Origin of the sequence: Rhizobium indicum (assembly GCF_005862305.2) — a bacterium.
Taxonomy (GTDB): Bacteria; Pseudomonadota; Alphaproteobacteria; order Rhizobiales; family Rhizobiaceae; genus Rhizobium; species Rhizobium indicum.
Genome location: NZ_CP054021.1, coordinates 1,937,149 through 1,952,131 on the forward strand (window position 1 = coordinate 1,937,149; position 14,983 = coordinate 1,952,131).

The window sequence follows — 14,983 nt, forward strand, 5'->3', positions numbered from 1 at the left end:
TTCCCTTTACTTCAGGTTCTTGCTGACGATGGAGGCCATTTCATCAGCGGTGGTGATCACCTTGGAATTCATTTCGTAAGCGCGCTGGGCCGAGATCAGCTCGGTGATTTCCTTCACCGGGTCGACGTTCGAAGATTCCAGGTAACCCTGCTTCATGTAGGCGAAACCTTCCTCGTCAGGATTGCCGATGACGGCTTCGCCGGAGGCCGGCGTTTCCTGGAAGAGATTGTCGCCGAGCGGCTGGAGACCCGCCTCGTTGACGAAGTCGGCAAGGGTCAACTGGCCGAGCTCGGTTGCCTCCGTCGCCCCCGGCAGCTTGGCCGAGACCTGGCCGGAGCGGCTGATCGTCAGTTCGGTCGAGCCCGTCGGAATGGTGATGCCGGGAAGGACCTCGTAGCCGTCGATGGTGACGAGCTGGCCCTGGTCGTTTTTATTGAAGGCGCCGGCGCGGCTGTAAAGCGTCGTACCGTCGGTCGACTGGATCTGGAAGAAGCCCTTGCCGATCAGCGCCACGTCGAGATCGTTGCCGGTCTGGGTCAGTTCGCCCTGGAGATGCAGGTTGCGGACCGCCGAAGTCTGGACGCCGAGACCGATATTGGCACCTTCCGGAACTACGGCCTGATTGGCGCGGTTGGCGACACCCTTGGCACGTTCAGTCTGGTAGAGAAGATCCGAGAATTCGGCGCGGGCGCGCTTGAAACCGGTCGTATTGATGTTCGCGATGTTATTCGCGATGACTTCCAGATTGGTCTGCTGGGCATCCATGCCCGTTGCTGCGATGGCGAGCGCTCTCATGTGTTCGTCCTCAAATCAGTTACATCTGCATCTTGGTGACTTCGAGAAAGGCCGAGACGACCTTGTCGCGGATGGCAATCGCGGTCTGCAGCGTCTGCTCGGCCTGGAGCATGGAATCGACGACTTCACGCGTCGTCGCCGTGCCCTTGATACCGGCAAAGGACATGCTTTCCGCACCCTTCAGGCTGGTGACCGCGTCGCTCGCCATGTTGCCCATGACAGAGGCGAAGCTCATGCCATTGGCCGCACCTGCGGCGCCCGACATGGTGGCGGCAGACGAGGAGGCGGAATTTTCGGTGTCGACGGCGCCGAGCGCACGGGTCATCGAAAGGTTGCTGACATTCTGGACGCTGCTGATCATTATTATTGGCTCTTCAGGAGGTCGATCGTGGAGGAGATGAGATCGCGGGTCTGTTTGATGGTCTGCAGATTGGCGTCATACGAGCGGTTGGCTTCGCGCATGTCGGCCATCTCGACCAGGATATTGACGTTGGGCAGTTTGACGACGCCCTTCTGGTCCGCAGCCGGATTGCTGGGGTCGAATTCAGTGCTGAAGTCGCCTTCGTCGACGCCGACCTTCTTGACGCCGACAGTCTCGACGCCGTTGCTGCGATCCATCTGCTGGCCGAAGGTGATCGTCTTGCGGCGGTAGGGGTCGGCACCGGGCGTGTCGCCGGTCGAGCGGGCGTTGGCGATGTTTTCCGAAACGATGCGCAGGCGCGTCGACTGCGCCTCGAGCCCGGAACCGGCGATTTTCATTGCTGCTGAAAGCGGATCCATGACTTTACCTCCTGACCGTCATCAACATCATGCGGTTGAAGGAACTGACCAGCGAGGTGTTCAGATCGTACTGGCGCTTGATATCGCCCGACTTGGAGAGCTCCTCGGCCAAACCGACCGTGTTGCCGGATTCCTGGACACCGATTTCCTGGTCGAGTGCGGCGTCCTTGACGTCGATATCGCCGCTGTCGCTGAAATCGTTGCCGCTGAGATGCGCCGGATTGGTGCGCGCCATGTTGATATTGGCATTGTCGAGCACCGCATCAAAGGGCGTAACGTCCTTGGCATGGAACTTCGGCGTATTGGCATTCGCGATGTTGCCGGCAACAACCTGCTGACGGATCGTCAGCCATTCCGCCTGCCGCGAAGCCAAGTCGAAAAGTTGGATCGGTTGCATGAGAACTCTCCGTTTTTACTGTCCCGAACCTAGTGCGGTAATCTTGCGTGGGACTTACGGGGAATTCAGGCTTCGAGGCGGTTTTCGGCGAAGGCCGCCGCTTTGACAGCGCCGCGCGTCTTTCGGACGCGCAAGGACGCTGTAACTCTTTGAATTGCTGCGTCATTCCATAAATCGGAATGGATCTAAGGAATCGCGCAGAAAAAAGGGCTCCGGCCGATTCGCGGCGGAGCCCTGTTGCCTTTGGCGTTTGCGGACAGGTTCAATTGTTCTGGTAGATCTCGCCCTTGGAGGTGACGATCACCCATTTGCCGTCGCGCTGCTCGAGTGTCGCAAGGCGGCTTTCGTCGGGCAGGATCGAGCCGATGCGCACTACATACATGCCCGAGGGATCCTCGATCAGCGCCCGGCCGTTGGAAACATGCAGCAGACGGAAGGAAGACTTTCCGGGGAAAGGCTGATCTTCCTGTATGGCGCGGCCAGCGCGCTCCTTGCCGAGATCGGAGACCGTCGCCGTCGTCAGCGGATCGATCGGCGGGGCCTTCTTGTCCGCCTCGTTCTTGTTGACCATGGCAAGCGGCGAGACGCTGAAAACGTTGCGGGCCGGCCAATCCGGCAGTTCACGCGAATTCTCGCTGGCGGCGACATTGATGCCGAATTTGTCCGCGTTGAAGAAGACGTACCAGGGAAAGAAGGCGGAGGCGCCGGCAAGTGCCAGGCCGGAGAAGGTCAGAAACCGATCCAGGATGGCGGCTTTCCTGCGCTGCTTCAGGGAAGCGATACGTTCGTCGTCGAAATCAGCCACGTCTAGCCTCTCCTCTGAATAGGGGCGCCCTGATTGCCCATGCCGGCTGCAGCCTTGAGCGCGCCGGCGAGATCGGCGAAAGCATCGAGCGAGTCGCGATCGCCCGGAGACTGCTTCAGAACGTCGAAAATAATCGGCACCTGCTTGATCGCCATGTCGAGATCGGGATCAGCACCCTGGCGGTAACCGCCGATCATGCGCAGGTCGCGCGTCTCTTCGAAGCGATGGATCAGCACCTTCAGCCGCGATACCAGCTTTTCCTGATCCGGCGTCCAAGCCTTGCGGGCGAGACGCGAGATCGAGGCGAGCGGATCGATCGGCGGATACCGCCCTTCTTCGGCGAGACTGCGCTGCAGGACGATATGACCGTCGAGGATGCCGCGGGTCGAATCGGCGATCGGATCATTGTGATTGTCGCCGTCGACGAGGATTGAGATGATCGCCGTGATGGTGCCGGCGCCCTCGGGACCGGGACCGGCGCGTTCCAGGAGGCGCGGCAGCTCGGTGAAGACGGAAGCGGGATAACCGCGCGCGATCGGCGGTTCGCCGGAGGCGGTCGCCACCTCGCGGATCGCATGGGCGAAACGCGTGACGCTATCGACGATGAAGAGGACGTTCTCGCCCTTGTCGCGGAAATGCTCGGCGATGGTGACCGCCGTCAGCGGCGCCATCTTGCGCAGCATCGGGCTCTCGTCGCTGGTGGCGACGACGGCGATCGCCTTCTTCATATTGCTGCCGAGCGTATCCTCGATGAATTCGCGCACCTCGCGGCCGCGTTCGCCGACGAGCGCAATGACAACCTTGTCGAAGGCATCGGCGCGGGCGAGCATGGACAGAAGCGTCGACTTACCGACGCCGGAACCGGCGAAGATGCCGAGGCGCTGGCCGAGGCAGAGCGGCGAGAAGATGTCGATCGCGCGCACGCCGGTCTTGAAGCCGGTCTCGACACGCTTGCGGGTCATCGAGGGCGGCGCGGTATTGGAGATCGAGCGGCGATCGAGGCCCTCGGTGATCGGGCCCAGCCCGTCGATCGGCTCGCAGAGCGAGTTGACGGTGCGCCCGCACCAGCTGTCCGTCGGTGAAATGCGGAAGGCGCCCTTGCGGATGACGGTATCATGGATGCCGATCGGTTCACCGGGTTCGATCGGGCAGACATAGATCAGTTCCGGCTCGACGCGCACGACCTCGCCGAGATGGATGCCGGTGGCCGATTTATGGGCCACGAACTCGCCGAGACGAACATGGCGGGAGAGACCGTGAACCGTGTAGTGGCCGGCAGCGATGGTCTGCACGCGGCCGCCATGGGCAACCGCGAACTCCGGCGATGCGTATCGGTCGACGAGGTCGGACAGATGCGCCAGCTTCGGAGAAAGACCGTCCACTGATAGTAGCGTGGTGCTCATACTTCAAATCCCACCCCAAAATACGTCGCGTGCAGCTTGCTGCATGCGACGTATTTTGGATCTTTGTTCTTGTGCGTGTCGTTCTCCCAAAACCGCCGGACACTTTTGGGCGACATGCATTAGCGGCTGCCCCCAAGCGTCTGAACGGCTTCCTTGAAAGAATCCTCGCTGTCACGCATCAGCGACGAGACGCTTTCGAAGGCGCGGTTGACTTCGATCAGCTGGGTGATTTCGCGCATGGCGTTGACGTTGGAGTTTTCGAGATAACCCTGCTCGACACCGACATTGAAGCGGTCGACGACGGCGCGCGGCTGGTCGGTGGTCATGATACCGCTGTTTTCGTAGCGCAGGTAACCCTTGCTGACATCGGCCTCGAACAGGCCGAGCGAGGCGATCTGGCGTCCGCCCTGATAGATGATGCCGTCGGTGCCGACGGCCGGTTCGCCGCCTGTCGTGTTGAGCTGGATCGGCGCGCCGCCGGCGTCAAGAACCGGGTATCCGCGGATCGAGACGAGTTCGCCGGTATCCTTGATCGTAAAGCGGCCGTCTCGCGTCAGAACCTGGCCGGCCGGCGTGTCGAGCGCAAACCAGGCATCACCCTTGATAGCGAAATCGAGCATGTTGCCGGTGTGCTGCAACTCGCCATTTCCCTCGTTCAGGTAGTCGTTGCCCTGGGAAACGAAGGCGACCTTGGTGTTCAGCTTGTTCTTGGTGGCTGCCACCATCTCGTCGAACTTCACCTCGGTGGCGCGAAAACCGGTCGTGTTCACGTTCGCCATGTTGTCTGCGATGGTGGTCAGGCGCTTTTCGAGGGCCATCTGCGACGACAGAGAAACATAAAGACCGGATTGCATGTCGGTAAGCTCCAAGCATTGGCGATGAACGGGACGAAAAGCCGGGCGTCGTCTCATGTGGTTCGGCCGGGATTTCGCTGAGGCGGCATCTCAGAAACGGGCGCGGGCACCCATTCGTCCCCTTTAGACTGACGGCAGATGCTTGCGCGAAGCTGGCACGCGGAAATGCCTCGCGAGCGGGCCTTTCATCAGCCTCACGCAAGGCAGAAACCCTATCGGTCTCAATGAAAAGCAACGTTCAGATTGGGCTGACGATGAACATCATTATCGGATTTATAGTGACTTGCGGCTGTGTCATCGGCAGCTTCATGGCGATGGGCGGCGACGTGAACGCTCTGTTCCAGCCCTTCGAATTCGTCATCATCGGTGGCGCCGGTCTCGGCAGCTTCATCATGGCGAACCCGATGAAGGTGGTGAAGGATTCCGGCAAGGCGCTCGGCGAAGCCTTCAAGCATGCCGTGCCGAAGGAACGTAACTATCTCGATACGCTCGGCGTGCTCTATTCGCTGATGCGCGACCTGCGCACCAAGTCGCGAAACGAAATCGAAGCCCATATCGACAATCCGGCCGAATCGACAATCTTTCAATCGGCTCCGACCATTCTGAAGAACAAGGAACTGACGGCGTTCATCTGCGACTACGTGCGCCTGATCATCATCGGCAACGCCCGCAGCCACGAGATCGAGGCGCTGATGGATGAAGAGCTCAACACCATCATGCACGACAAGATGAAGCCCTACCACGCGATCCAGATCATGGGCGATTCCTTCCCTGCGATCGGTATTGTCGCGGCCGTTCTCGGCGTCATCAAAGCGATGGCCCACATCAACGATTCGCCCGAAGTGCTCGGTCACCTGATCGGCTCGGCGCTCGTCGGCACCTTCCTCGGCATTCTCTTGTCCTACTGCGTCTGCTCGCCGCTGGTCTCCCAGATCAAGGTCGTGCGCAACAAGCAGCACCGCCTCTACGTCATCGTCAAGCAGACGCTGCTTGCCTATATGAATGGCTCGGTGCCGCAGGTCGCTCTCGAATACGGTCGCAAGACGATCTCGGCTTACGAGCGTCCGTCCATCGATGCGGTCGAGCAGGAAATGATGAACCCAGGTGGCGAAAACAAGGCGGCTTAAATGACTATGAGCAATGCTTCGCACGACAAACCGGCAATGGATCCTGCCCTCCTCGCCAAGTTGACAGGCGGGCTTGGCGACAGAGGCAGGGTCGCCAAGATCTGCAGCTCCTTCGGGGAAATCTACAGCGAATTCTTTCCCGACGTCATCAAAAGCGAGACCGGCCTCGACGTGACGGTCAACTATCTCGGCTGCGAGATCGGCTACAAGAACCACCTCATCGAAGACCTGAGCGCGAACGTCACACTCGTCGACGCGACGCTGCGCAACTGGTCGCAGAACATTACGCTTGCCTGCGGCAACGGCTTCGTCATCACGCTGATGGAGCATCTGCTCGGCGCCACAGCCGATACGATCGAGGAACCGGCCGACCGGCTGCTGTCGATCATCGAGCTCGATCTGGCGGTCATGGTCTTCGACAAGATCGCCAAGGTGCTGCGCTCGGCCGTCAACGCGCCGGGCGGTTTCGAACCGAGCCTTTCGGCCCCGTACGCCCATGACATGCGCGCCCGGCCGCAGGAGGATCGTCCGGATGAATTCGCCGCTGCCATCAACATGTCGATCACGCTTGCCGGCATCGTTTCGGAATTTTCGTTGATCGTTCCGCAGACGGCACTGCTCAAGACCAAGGTGACGCCGCCGAAGCCGAAACGCCAGGCCAGCAGCAACTCAGCGGAATGGACCGAACAGCTTGGCGACCAGGTCCGCCGCTCACATGTCACGCTCGAGGCCAAGATCAGGCTGCAGGACCTGACGCTGCGCACGATATCGAAGCTGATGGTCGGCGACGTCATTCCGTTCCGCGACCACGGCGACGTGCGTGTCGAGGTCAGCGCCAACAGCAAGGAATTGTATGTGTGCGAGTTCGGGCGTTCAGGCGAAAACTACATGGTCCGCGTCAAGGATACGATGAACTCGGATGACGAACTCATCCGTCATTTAATGAATTAATCGGTTCTCTGGCTTTTGGGCTGCAAAGGCAGTTTGAGGCAAGTTTCAACTGGAATAGTGATTTCATGGCTACGAAGAAAACACAGCAGAACAGCGACCTCTCCCTGGATCTTCCGGGCAGCGAAGCCGATCTCGACCAGGCGATCGACGATCTGCGCGGCGTGCTGAAGCAGGATGCCGATGGCGACCTGTCGCAGTTTGGCGACGACCTGCAGAGCGACCCCTTCGCAGCAGGAACGGACCTGGCGGCCTTTGGCGGCGAGACTTCGGAAACCCCGTTTGGCAGCGACGATTTCGGCGGCGACTTCGGCGGCGGCGATGCCAGCCCGGCGGCCGGCATGGATTTCGGCAGCAGCCCCTCCTTCGAGGCGTCGCCGGCCCCGCTCGGCAGCGCTTTGAATTCCAACTTCGACCTGATCATGGACATCCCGATCGACGTCCAGATCATGCTCGGCACCAGCCGCATGCAGGTCTCCGGTCTGATGAACCTCAATGAAGGGGCGACGATCGCCCTCGACAAGAAGATCGGTGAACCGGTCGAGATCATGGTGAATGGCCGCAGGATTGCCCGCGGCGAAATTACGGTGCTTGATAACGACGACACGCGATTCGGTGTGAAACTGATTGAAGTTTTGAGTACGAAAAAAGCCTGATCCCTGTGTGGGACGGAGAGGTTAGACCATGATGGACTTTGACGATTTCGGCGGCGCACTAGCCGGGAAACCGTTGACCCAGGCTGAAAAGGCGGCGGCTGTTCTTCTCGCTATGGGAAAGGGCGTCGCCGGCCGGCTGTTGAAATATTTCACCCAGGCCGAACTGCAGACCATTATCTCATCCGCCCAGTCGCTGCGCGCTATTCCGCCGGACGAGCTCCTGTTGCTCGTCTCCGAGTTCGAAGACCTCTTCACCGAGGGCGCCGGACTGATGGACAACGCCAAGGCGATCGAGGCCATTCTTGAAGAAGGCCTGACGCCCGACGAGGTCGACAGCCTGCTCGGCCGCCGCACCGCATTCCAGGCCTACGAAACCTCGATCTGGGATCGCCTCAGCGAGGCGGAGCCGACATTCATCGCACAGTTCCTGCTGCGCGAACATCCGCAGACCGTCGCCTATATTCTTTCGATGATGCCCTCCTCCTTCGGCGCCAAGGTGCTGCTGCAGCTTCCCGACAACCGCCGCGCCGACATCATGAACAGAACGGTCAACATGAAGGCGGTCAGCCCGAAGGCTGCGCAAATCATCGAAAACCAGGTCATGACGCTGCTTGCCGAGGTCGAGGCAGAGCGCAATGCAGCCGGCTCGACGAAGGTCGCCGATCTTATGAACGAGCTCGACAAGCCGCAGGTCGACACGCTGCTCAGCTCGCTCGAATCGATCAGCCGCGAGTCGGTCAACAAGGTCCGCCCGAAGATCTTCCTGTTCGAGGACCTCATGTACATGCCGCAGCGCAGCCGCGTCATGCTGCTCAACGACATCTCGACGGACGTGCTCACCGTCGCGCTGCGCGGGTCGCCCCCGGAGATCCGCGAATCGGTTCTCTCCGCCATCAGCCCACGCCAGCGCCGCATGATCGAATCGGATCTGCAGAGCGGCATGGGTGGCGTCAATCCGCGCGAGATCGCGATTGCCCGCCGCGCCGTGGCGCAGGAAGCGATTCGCCTGGCCAATTCCGGCCAGATCGAGCTCAAGGAAAAGGAAGGCGACGCTTCGGCGGCCGCCTAACACGTCGAGACTGTTGACAAATCCGGCATGCCGAAAGGCGGCTGTTGATCGCCGTGCCACAGGCGACTACCCTTCCAGCAACAGACCGCGCTCTAAAGCGCGTCGCATAGAACTCGGTTCCTGCGACGCGCTTTAGGTCTTTGTTCTGATGCATGTCATTATCCCAAAACCGCTGCACGTTTTTGGGCGACAAGCATTAGCTGCGGCCTATTTCTTTGAAGAGGGCCGCGACTTGGCAGACGATGACAAGGACAGCAAAACAGAAGCCCCAACCGCGAAAAAGCAAAGCGATGCCGCGGAAAAGGGCAACGTGCCGTCTTCGCGCGAACTTTCGATCTTTGCGACGATCCTCGCGACCTTCATTTACCTCGTATTCTTCCTTCCAGAAAGTGTCGGGCGCATGACTGAAATGCTGCGCGACATCTTCGAGCAGCCCGACCAGTGGAAGATCGAGACGGGACCGGATGTGCTGGCGCTGTTCGTCCGGATCGGCTGGGCAAGTGCGGCGCTGGTGGCGCCCGCCTTCATCCTATTCATGGTGTTCGGCGTCGCCTCCTCCGTCTTTCAGAATCTGCCGACGCCGGTGCTCGAACGCATCCGCCCGCAGGTCTCGCGGATCTCGCCGATCAAAGGCTGGTCACGGCTGTTCAGCGTGCCCGGCCTGGTCGAATTCGGAAAGTCGCTGTTCAAGGTGGTCGTCGTCGGGGTGATCCTGTTCTTCGTGCTCAGGAGCGAATATTTCGGCTCGATCGACGCGATGTTCTCCGATCCGCAGACGATCCTGGTGCGAATGATGGCGGCGATGCGCAAGATCATCATCGTCATGCTGATCGCCACGGCTATCGTGGCGATCGCCGATCTTTTCTGGACGCGCCATCACTGGTTTACCGAGCTGAAAATGACGCGGCACGAGGTGAAGGAAGAAAACAAGCAGGCGCAGGGCGATCCCTTCGTCAAGAGCCGGCAGCGCTCGCTGATGCGCGACCGGGCGCGCCGGCGCATGATCGCCAACGTGGACCGCGCGACGCTGGTGATTGCAAACCCGACGCACTATGCGGTGGCGCTGCGCTACGCGCGCGAAGAGAACGACGCGCCGGTGGTGCTGGCCAAGGGTCAGGACCTGATTGCGCTCAAAATCAGGGAGATCGCCGAGAAGAACGGCATACCGGTGTTCGAAGATCCGCCACTTGCGCGCTCCATGTTTGCGCAAGTCTCGATCGATAGTGTCATCCCGTCAGTCTTTTATAAGGCGGTAGCGGAGCTCATCCACCGGGTCTACGCTGCGGACGCCAGGAACAAACGGGTGAGATAAGCCGAATGAAAAAATGCCCCCACTCTACGCAGCGTGAAAAGATCCTTGCAGACGCGATCAGCCCGGTCGCTACCGAACTGCGACTTCTGGATGCTTCTGACCTTATTTCACTGCTGCGCTTCGAGTATTACGGCAATCTTTCCGATCTCGTCGCTTCGGCGGCGGAGCTTTTCTTTCATCCGGGCACGGTGAATTTCGGCCTGGGCGGCAATTATACTCTGGAGTGGGGCGGCAAGCCCGAAGTCGTTCTCGATCTGGAAATCAAGCCGCGCGGCGTCACCGTCTACGCACAGCTCACTCTTGCCGAAGATCACGCCGGCATCGAGATCAGCCATATCGCTTTCCAGGAGCCCTCGGCCGATCCGGACGAAAACACCATCTTCCTCAAAAAGAGCCTTCGGGAAGCGCGTTACAGCGTCAACCAGCCGCCGCAGGCGCTGACCGGCTGACTTTCTTCCATGCACACTTTTGCGCGACATGCTCTCGCGCGTCTCAAAAGACGCGCGGCGCTGAAAGGCACAACGCGTGGGTTCAGCTGATATAACCGAGCCGGATCGCCTTGGCGATCGCCTGGATGCGGTTGACGGAATCGAGCTTGATGGTCGCCGAGCCGAGATAGGCGTTCACCGTGTGCACGGACAGGCCGAGCTTGTCGGCAATCTCTTCGCTGATGCGGCCGTCGCCGGCAAGCTGCAGACAGGCGATCTCGCGTTCGCTGAGCGCCTCGGCGGCAGCCGTGCGGCGTTCGTCGAGCGAGAGCAGATCCATCATGATATGGCAGCAGCGACCGTGCAGCTCGACGATGGTATCGCTCGAAGGATCGATCTCATCGCCGGTGAAAAGGATGAAACCATTGCCGACGGCGCCGAGCCGCACCGGAAAGGCAAGGCCGGAGAAAGACAGGATACCGTCCTGCAGCCGGGTCATGAACGGCGAGAAGTCTGCCGGACCGGGTGCCGCGCGGTCGTAACCGCCGGCCCATGAGAGCGGCAGCAGCGACTTGTCGATATGATCGAGAAGAATATCGCCGTAGGCATCCGTGAAGGCCTTGCCGAAACCGGCATTGGAAGAACCCCAGTTCTCAAGCTCGCAGACAAGCCGCTGCTTTGCCGGAAGGCCAGAGCCGCTGACGCGGAAGATCGCGAAGCCTTGCGCATCGGCGAGCTTCTGCATCGCGATCAGCCGCGGAAAAAGATCGGACCGGCTGGAAATCCTGTTCACACGCACCGTGCGCAGCTGCTCGGCGCTGCTCATCGTCCTGCCTGCTGGATAGCCCATAGATCCCCCTATACGAGATTATTGCGGACGGCGAAGGCTATGGCCTCGGACCGGGTCTTGGTCGCCGTCTTGCGCATCACGCTGGTGATGTAGTTGTTGATGGTATTGCGAGAGATTCCGAGGATCATCGCGATCTCGTCGCTGGTCTTGCCCTCGGCGATCCAGAACAGGCATTCCAGTTCGCGGTCGGTCAATTCGAAATCGCGATCGACCTTCGTCCCACCGCAGCGCAGGAAGCTCGCGACATAACCTGCAAGCAGGCCTACGTCCCGCAGGCGCTCCGGCGAAAGGATGAACCCCTCGCCGAACAGGAACATCAAGGCCAGCCGCGACCGGCCGACATTGAAGGTCACCGAACAATATTGACGGCTGGCGCCATCCGGAACCTCGGCACTGTCAGGCAGAAGAGCAAAATTCGGCTGGAATACCTGCATGCATTTTTCCAGCTCCGTCGACCGGGCATAGCCGCGAACCAGATCATTGGCGATGTCCCTGACAAGATCGAAAGGCCAGTCAGACGAAACGATGAAATCGAGGCCACTTTCCTGAAGAAGATCGCAGCGCGCCAGAAGGTAGTGCGACGCACCCACGTAGTCCGTCAATGCGCGCAAACCAGACTGCAACCTGCCGGTGCTGGCGACACCGTGGAGGCGCTGGAGCAGCTCATCGCGCGGCAACAGATCCGGCACCACCGCATTCGCGAAATTCGCCATATGCCTCTCGCCTTTGCTCGCCTGAATTACATTCATATCCATTGGCAATGTCCTGCGGCTGAGAAACGATCGAACTCGGTGCAACAGCAATTTTTCTGCAAGGGATTCAATTCAAGTCCCGCTCGAATCCCATTTCGAATCACCCAAGGGTAAGCCAGTCGATGCAAATCACCATCTCCGACTTCTAGGGATTTACTTTCGCTGTCGCCAATGCACTGATTCGACCGCTCGTTCCAGCCTTCAAGATATAGGGAGGCTAAGGTGATTCTGGCGGTATCGCAACTTGCTTCGCGTTTTACGCGAGTCCGTCTCATCATATCGCCCTACAGCCGCATTTCAGTGGTCGGGTCTTTCGCATTTCCAGTCACGGCTTTTCAGCAAACAGCGATTGGGATCCAGCTTCGGTATCGACATGAAAAAAGGCCGGTTGCCCGGCCTTTCCTTTACGCTGCTTCGTCGATCGCCCATTTCCTGAGGATTTTCGCGGCGCGTTCCTCGTTGATCTCGACCATACGGGAAAGCTTGCGTTCCGGGCCTTCCTTGACGCGACGATTGAAGTTTCCATCGTCGTCGCCGAGGCTGAGCAGGTCCTCGGTACTGTCGAAGCCGAAGTCGGACCCGAAGCCGTCCATGAGAGCGCCACCGGGCGCTCCCGATGCAGGCGCGAAGTCCGGAAGCTCGAGGCCGGCCGCTTCCGGCGTCGCGTCGCCGAAAGCCGCGGAGCTGCCGTTGCCGTTGATGCTGCGCACCAGGGGCCGCAGGCCCATCCAGACCACCACGAAGGCGACCGCGACAAAGGCGAGTGAGTTGATAATGCCGGCAAGGTTGCGGCTCAGCATGTCCATGACGCGGACGCCACCGGTGGCGTCTTCGAGCAACTGGTTCTCGAGGAAGTCCATGGCCGTCACGGTGACGACGTCGCCGCGCTTGGCGTCGATGCCGGCCGCCGAAGCGACGATCTTCTGCATTTCGGCAAGATAGGCGTCGACCTTGGTCTGATCGGCGGGCTCACCGACCATCTTGGCGATGCGGCCCTTGTTGACCACCACGGCGATCGAAAGCTTTTCGACCTTGTAGCTGCTGCGGGTCGTCGCCGTCGTCTTGCTGTTGATTTCGTAGTTGGTCTGCTCTTCGCGCTTGTCGGACTTGTCTTGCGATTCAGGCCCGGCGGAACCGCCGGCCTCGGGAGCCGCCTGCGGAATGTTCTGCTCGACCGTCGTCGCGCTATCGGACTGCTTCTGCTGCGACTGCTGAGCTTCCTTCGTCGAGCGGACCGAGCGTTCGACCTTGGATTCGGGATCGTAGGTCGTTTCCTGGATCTGCTGGGCGTCGGTGTTGAGATCGGCGGTGACGCTGGAGCGGAAGTTGTCCATGCCGAGGAAGGGTGCCAGAGCTTTGTCGATGTTGGATTCGACTTCCTGCTGAACGTTCTGGACGATGTTGAGCGAGCGGTTCAGCGAGCTGTTGCTCGCCTCGTCGCCGGAAGCGAGCAACTGGCCGGCGGAATCGAGGATGGTCACGTCATCGACGTCGAGCCCCGGCACGGCCGAGGCGACGAGATGGCGGATCGAGGTCGCCGCGCTGCGCCCGGTGGTGGCGCTGGCGCGAATCATGACGGATGCGGTCGGTTTCTGCTCCGCCTTCCGGAAGTTGCCAACCTCCGGCATGACGATATGGACGCGCGCGGCTGTTATACCCGAGATCGACTGGATGGTACGGGCGATTTCGCCTTCCAGCGCTCGAACCCGCGTTACCTCCTGCATGAAGGAGGTCAGGCCGAGGGAGCCGACATTGTCGAAGAGTTCATAACCGGCATTGGCGCTGTTCGGCAGGCCGCGCTCGGCGAGCATCAGGCGGGCCTTGCCCGTCATCCCCGCGGGAACGCTGATGCTGGTGCCGTCCGTGCCGACCTGGAAATTGATGTTGGCTTCGGCAAGCGCCATGCTGATCTGGTTGAGATCCGGTGAGTCCAGCCCGACATAGAGCGTTTCCTGTGCCGGCTTGTTGACGAAAAGGGCGGCCGCAAGGATGATTGCAATGGAAACGGCACCGACGCCTCCAAGAATCATCAGGCGTGTTCGGCCCAGGGAACCGAAGTTCTTAAAGATCTGAACTAATTGATTTAACAGATTCATTCTGTTCTCGCACGATCCGTCAAAGACAAAGCAGGCTTATTGCCTCATCAGACGAATAGTCGGCGAAACTTGTGCGAGCGTTTCGTGAGAGCGTGCGGGAGTGAAAAGGCCTAAAGTAATTCCAGCCAAACTGCGCAGCGGTTTTGCGTCCGGAATTGCGCAAGAACAAGGAGAGAGCGTTTCCGTGACTCGGAGAAAAACGGGGGCGTTCTAAAGCATGTCGCGCAAAAGTGTACGGCGGTTTTGCGACAACGACATGCGTAAAAACAAAGACCTAAAGCGCGAGGAACGAATCTGAAAGATCGCGACGCGCTTTAGAAGAAATCGAAGTCACCGGCTGCCTTGCTCAATGGCTGGGAGTGGCCGTGGCGTGTGGCGCCGCCCAATGCCTTCTGCATCTCTGCCAGCTTGACGAGGCTGAGCGCGGTTGCGACGTCGACTGCCCAGCCGTGCGGGATTTCGCCGGTGATGGTATCGATGAATTCAGCAAGGCCGCGCGATTTCTGCACGGCCAGATCAATGCCCTGCATGACCTTCATGGCATCCGGCGAATTCAGGATTTCGGCGCCGCCGATTTCGAGAAGCTGCGGCTCGATGCGCTCGATGAGGTAGGCGACATCGTGCAGTTCGGACACGATGCGCATCAGGATGTCGCTCAGCGCTTCGACAGGCGCAGGCGGCTCCATCATCTGGGTAAATGTCATATGAAAA

At 60.0% G+C, this 14,983-nt stretch carries 17 protein-coding genes; 6 read left to right on the forward strand and 11 right to left on the reverse strand.

The window, feature by feature from the left end; translation table 11 throughout:
- Positions 1-6: 6 nt before the first annotated feature.
- The 7 genes from flgG to flgF form a co-directional block, all read right to left on the reverse strand.
- On the reverse strand, positions 7-795 hold the full coding sequence (gene flgG / locus FFM53_RS09600; protein WP_003545534.1) for a flagellar basal-body rod protein FlgG: 789 nt from the start codon (positions 793-795) through the stop codon (positions 7-9).
- Positions 796-814: 19 nt separating this feature from the next.
- Positions 815-1,156, reverse strand: a complete 342-nt coding sequence (fliE, locus tag FFM53_RS09605) for a flagellar hook-basal body complex protein FliE (protein WP_138334374.1) — start codon at positions 1,154-1,156, stop codon at positions 815-817.
- A 2-nt stretch (positions 1,157-1,158) separates the two neighbouring features.
- Positions 1,159-1,575 (reverse strand): flagellar basal body rod protein FlgC, encoded by a 417-nt coding sequence (gene flgC, locus FFM53_RS09610; RefSeq protein ID WP_003545531.1) that lies wholly within the window; start codon positions 1,573-1,575, stop codon positions 1,159-1,161.
- A 4-nt stretch (positions 1,576-1,579) separates the two neighbouring features.
- Positions 1,580-1,972: a flagellar basal body rod protein FlgB gene (flgB, locus tag FFM53_RS09615; protein WP_138388095.1), complete on the reverse strand. Its 393-nt coding sequence runs from the start codon at positions 1,970-1,972 to the stop codon at positions 1,580-1,582.
- Positions 1,973-2,234: 262 nt separating this feature from the next.
- A complete protein-coding gene (locus tag FFM53_RS09620) occupies positions 2,235-2,777 on the reverse strand; it encodes a flagellar protein (protein ID WP_138388096.1) in 543 nt (180 codons plus the stop codon).
- Positions 2,778-2,779: 2 nt separating this feature from the next.
- Complete coding sequence (fliI, locus tag FFM53_RS09625; RefSeq protein ID WP_138388097.1) at positions 2,780-4,180, reverse strand: flagellar protein export ATPase FliI; 1,401 nt, start codon at positions 4,178-4,180, stop codon at positions 2,780-2,782.
- Between the two features lie 119 nt (positions 4,181-4,299).
- The gene (gene flgF / locus FFM53_RS09630; protein WP_138334377.1) at positions 4,300-5,034 is read right to left on the reverse strand and encodes a flagellar basal-body rod protein FlgF; all 735 of its coding nucleotides are present in this window, start codon (positions 5,032-5,034) and stop codon (positions 4,300-4,302) included.
- Positions 5,035-5,288: 254 nt separating this feature from the next.
- Between flgF and motA the strand changes: the two genes are divergently transcribed.
- The 6 genes from motA (at position 5,289) to FFM53_RS09660 (ending at position 10,595) form a co-directional block, all read left to right on the forward strand.
- The gene (motA, locus tag FFM53_RS09635) at positions 5,289-6,161 is read left to right on the forward strand and encodes a flagellar motor stator protein MotA (RefSeq protein WP_138388098.1); all 873 of its coding nucleotides are present in this window, start codon (positions 5,289-5,291) and stop codon (positions 6,159-6,161) included.
- Positions 6,162-7,112 (forward strand): FliM/FliN family flagellar motor switch protein, encoded by a 951-nt coding sequence (locus tag FFM53_RS09640; RefSeq protein WP_003545522.1) that lies wholly within the window; start codon positions 6,162-6,164, stop codon positions 7,110-7,112.
- Between the two features lie 65 nt (positions 7,113-7,177).
- Entirely contained in the window at positions 7,178-7,765 is a 588-nt protein-coding gene (fliN, locus tag FFM53_RS09645; protein WP_027666382.1) for a flagellar motor switch protein FliN, read from the forward strand.
- A gap of 28 nt (positions 7,766-7,793) precedes the next feature.
- Positions 7,794-8,834, forward strand: coding sequence for a flagellar motor switch protein FliG (gene fliG, locus FFM53_RS09650; protein ID WP_138334378.1), 1,041 nt, complete (start codon positions 7,794-7,796; stop codon positions 8,832-8,834).
- A gap of 232 nt (positions 8,835-9,066) precedes the next feature.
- Positions 9,067-10,146 (forward strand): flagellar biosynthesis protein FlhB, encoded by a 1,080-nt coding sequence (gene flhB / locus FFM53_RS09655; RefSeq protein ID WP_138334380.1) that lies wholly within the window; start codon positions 9,067-9,069, stop codon positions 10,144-10,146.
- A gap of 5 nt (positions 10,147-10,151) precedes the next feature.
- Positions 10,152-10,595: a hypothetical protein gene (locus FFM53_RS09660; protein WP_064652618.1), complete on the forward strand. Its 444-nt coding sequence runs from the start codon at positions 10,152-10,154 to the stop codon at positions 10,593-10,595.
- Between the two features lie 82 nt (positions 10,596-10,677).
- Here the strand turns inward: FFM53_RS09660 and visR are convergent, their stop codons facing one another.
- The 4 genes from visR to cheT all read right to left on the reverse strand — a co-directional run bounded on the left by visR (position 10,678) and on the right by cheT (position 14,976).
- Entirely contained in the window at positions 10,678-11,424 is a 747-nt protein-coding gene (visR, locus tag FFM53_RS09665; RefSeq protein ID WP_017990277.1) for a transcriptional regulator VisR, read from the reverse strand.
- Between the two features lie 8 nt (positions 11,425-11,432).
- Positions 11,433-12,179, reverse strand: a complete 747-nt coding sequence (visN, locus tag FFM53_RS09670) for a transcriptional regulator VisN (RefSeq protein ID WP_025393145.1) — start codon at positions 12,177-12,179, stop codon at positions 11,433-11,435.
- A gap of 401 nt (positions 12,180-12,580) precedes the next feature.
- Positions 12,581-14,272, reverse strand: coding sequence for a flagellar basal-body MS-ring/collar protein FliF (gene fliF, locus FFM53_RS09675; RefSeq protein ID WP_138334382.1), 1,692 nt, complete (start codon positions 14,270-14,272; stop codon positions 12,581-12,583).
- 314 nt (positions 14,273-14,586) lie between these two features.
- Complete coding sequence (gene cheT / locus FFM53_RS09680) at positions 14,587-14,976, reverse strand: chemotaxis protein CheT (RefSeq protein WP_003545510.1); 390 nt, start codon at positions 14,974-14,976, stop codon at positions 14,587-14,589.
- Positions 14,977-14,983: the final 7 nt, after the last annotated feature.

What these genes read in the sequence shown, in the direction of transcription:
- flgG (WP_003545534.1), bottom strand. Translation starts at nt 795, where the DNA reads ATGAGAGCGCTCGCCATCGCAGCAACGGGCATGGATGCCCAGCAGACC.
- fliE (WP_138334374.1), bottom strand. Translation starts at nt 1,156, where the DNA reads ATGATCAGCAGCGTCCAGAATGTCAGCAACCTTTCGATGACCCGTGCG.
- flgC (WP_003545531.1), bottom strand. Translation starts at nt 1,575, where the DNA reads ATGGATCCGCTTTCAGCAGCAATGAAAATCGCCGGTTCCGGGCTCGAG.
- flgB (WP_138388095.1), bottom strand. Translation starts at nt 1,972, where the DNA reads ATGCAACCGATCCAACTTTTCGACTTGGCTTCGCGGCAGGCGGAATGG.
- fliI (WP_138388097.1), bottom strand. Translation starts at nt 4,180, where the DNA reads ATGAGCACCACGCTACTATCAGTGGACGGTCTTTCTCCGAAGCTGGCG.
- flgF (WP_138334377.1), bottom strand. Translation starts at nt 5,034, where the DNA reads ATGCAATCCGGTCTTTATGTTTCTCTGTCGTCGCAGATGGCCCTCGAA.
- motA (WP_138388098.1), top strand. Translation starts at nt 5,289, where the DNA reads ATGAACATCATTATCGGATTTATAGTGACTTGCGGCTGTGTCATCGGC.
- FFM53_RS09640 (WP_003545522.1), top strand. Translation starts at nt 6,162, where the DNA reads ATGACTATGAGCAATGCTTCGCACGACAAACCGGCAATGGATCCTGCC.
- fliN (WP_027666382.1), top strand. Translation starts at nt 7,178, where the DNA reads ATGGCTACGAAGAAAACACAGCAGAACAGCGACCTCTCCCTGGATCTT.
- fliG (WP_138334378.1), top strand. Translation starts at nt 7,794, where the DNA reads ATGATGGACTTTGACGATTTCGGCGGCGCACTAGCCGGGAAACCGTTG.
- FFM53_RS09660 (WP_064652618.1), top strand. Translation starts at nt 10,152, where the DNA reads ATGAAAAAATGCCCCCACTCTACGCAGCGTGAAAAGATCCTTGCAGAC.
- visR (WP_017990277.1), bottom strand. Translation starts at nt 11,424, where the DNA reads ATGGGCTATCCAGCAGGCAGGACGATGAGCAGCGCCGAGCAGCTGCGC.
- visN (WP_025393145.1), bottom strand. Translation starts at nt 12,179, where the DNA reads ATGGATATGAATGTAATTCAGGCGAGCAAAGGCGAGAGGCATATGGCG.
- fliF (WP_138334382.1), bottom strand. Translation starts at nt 14,272, where the DNA reads ATGAATCTGTTAAATCAATTAGTTCAGATCTTTAAGAACTTCGGTTCC.
- cheT (WP_003545510.1), bottom strand. Translation starts at nt 14,976, where the DNA reads ATGACATTTACCCAGATGATGGAGCCGCCTGCGCCTGTCGAAGCGCTG.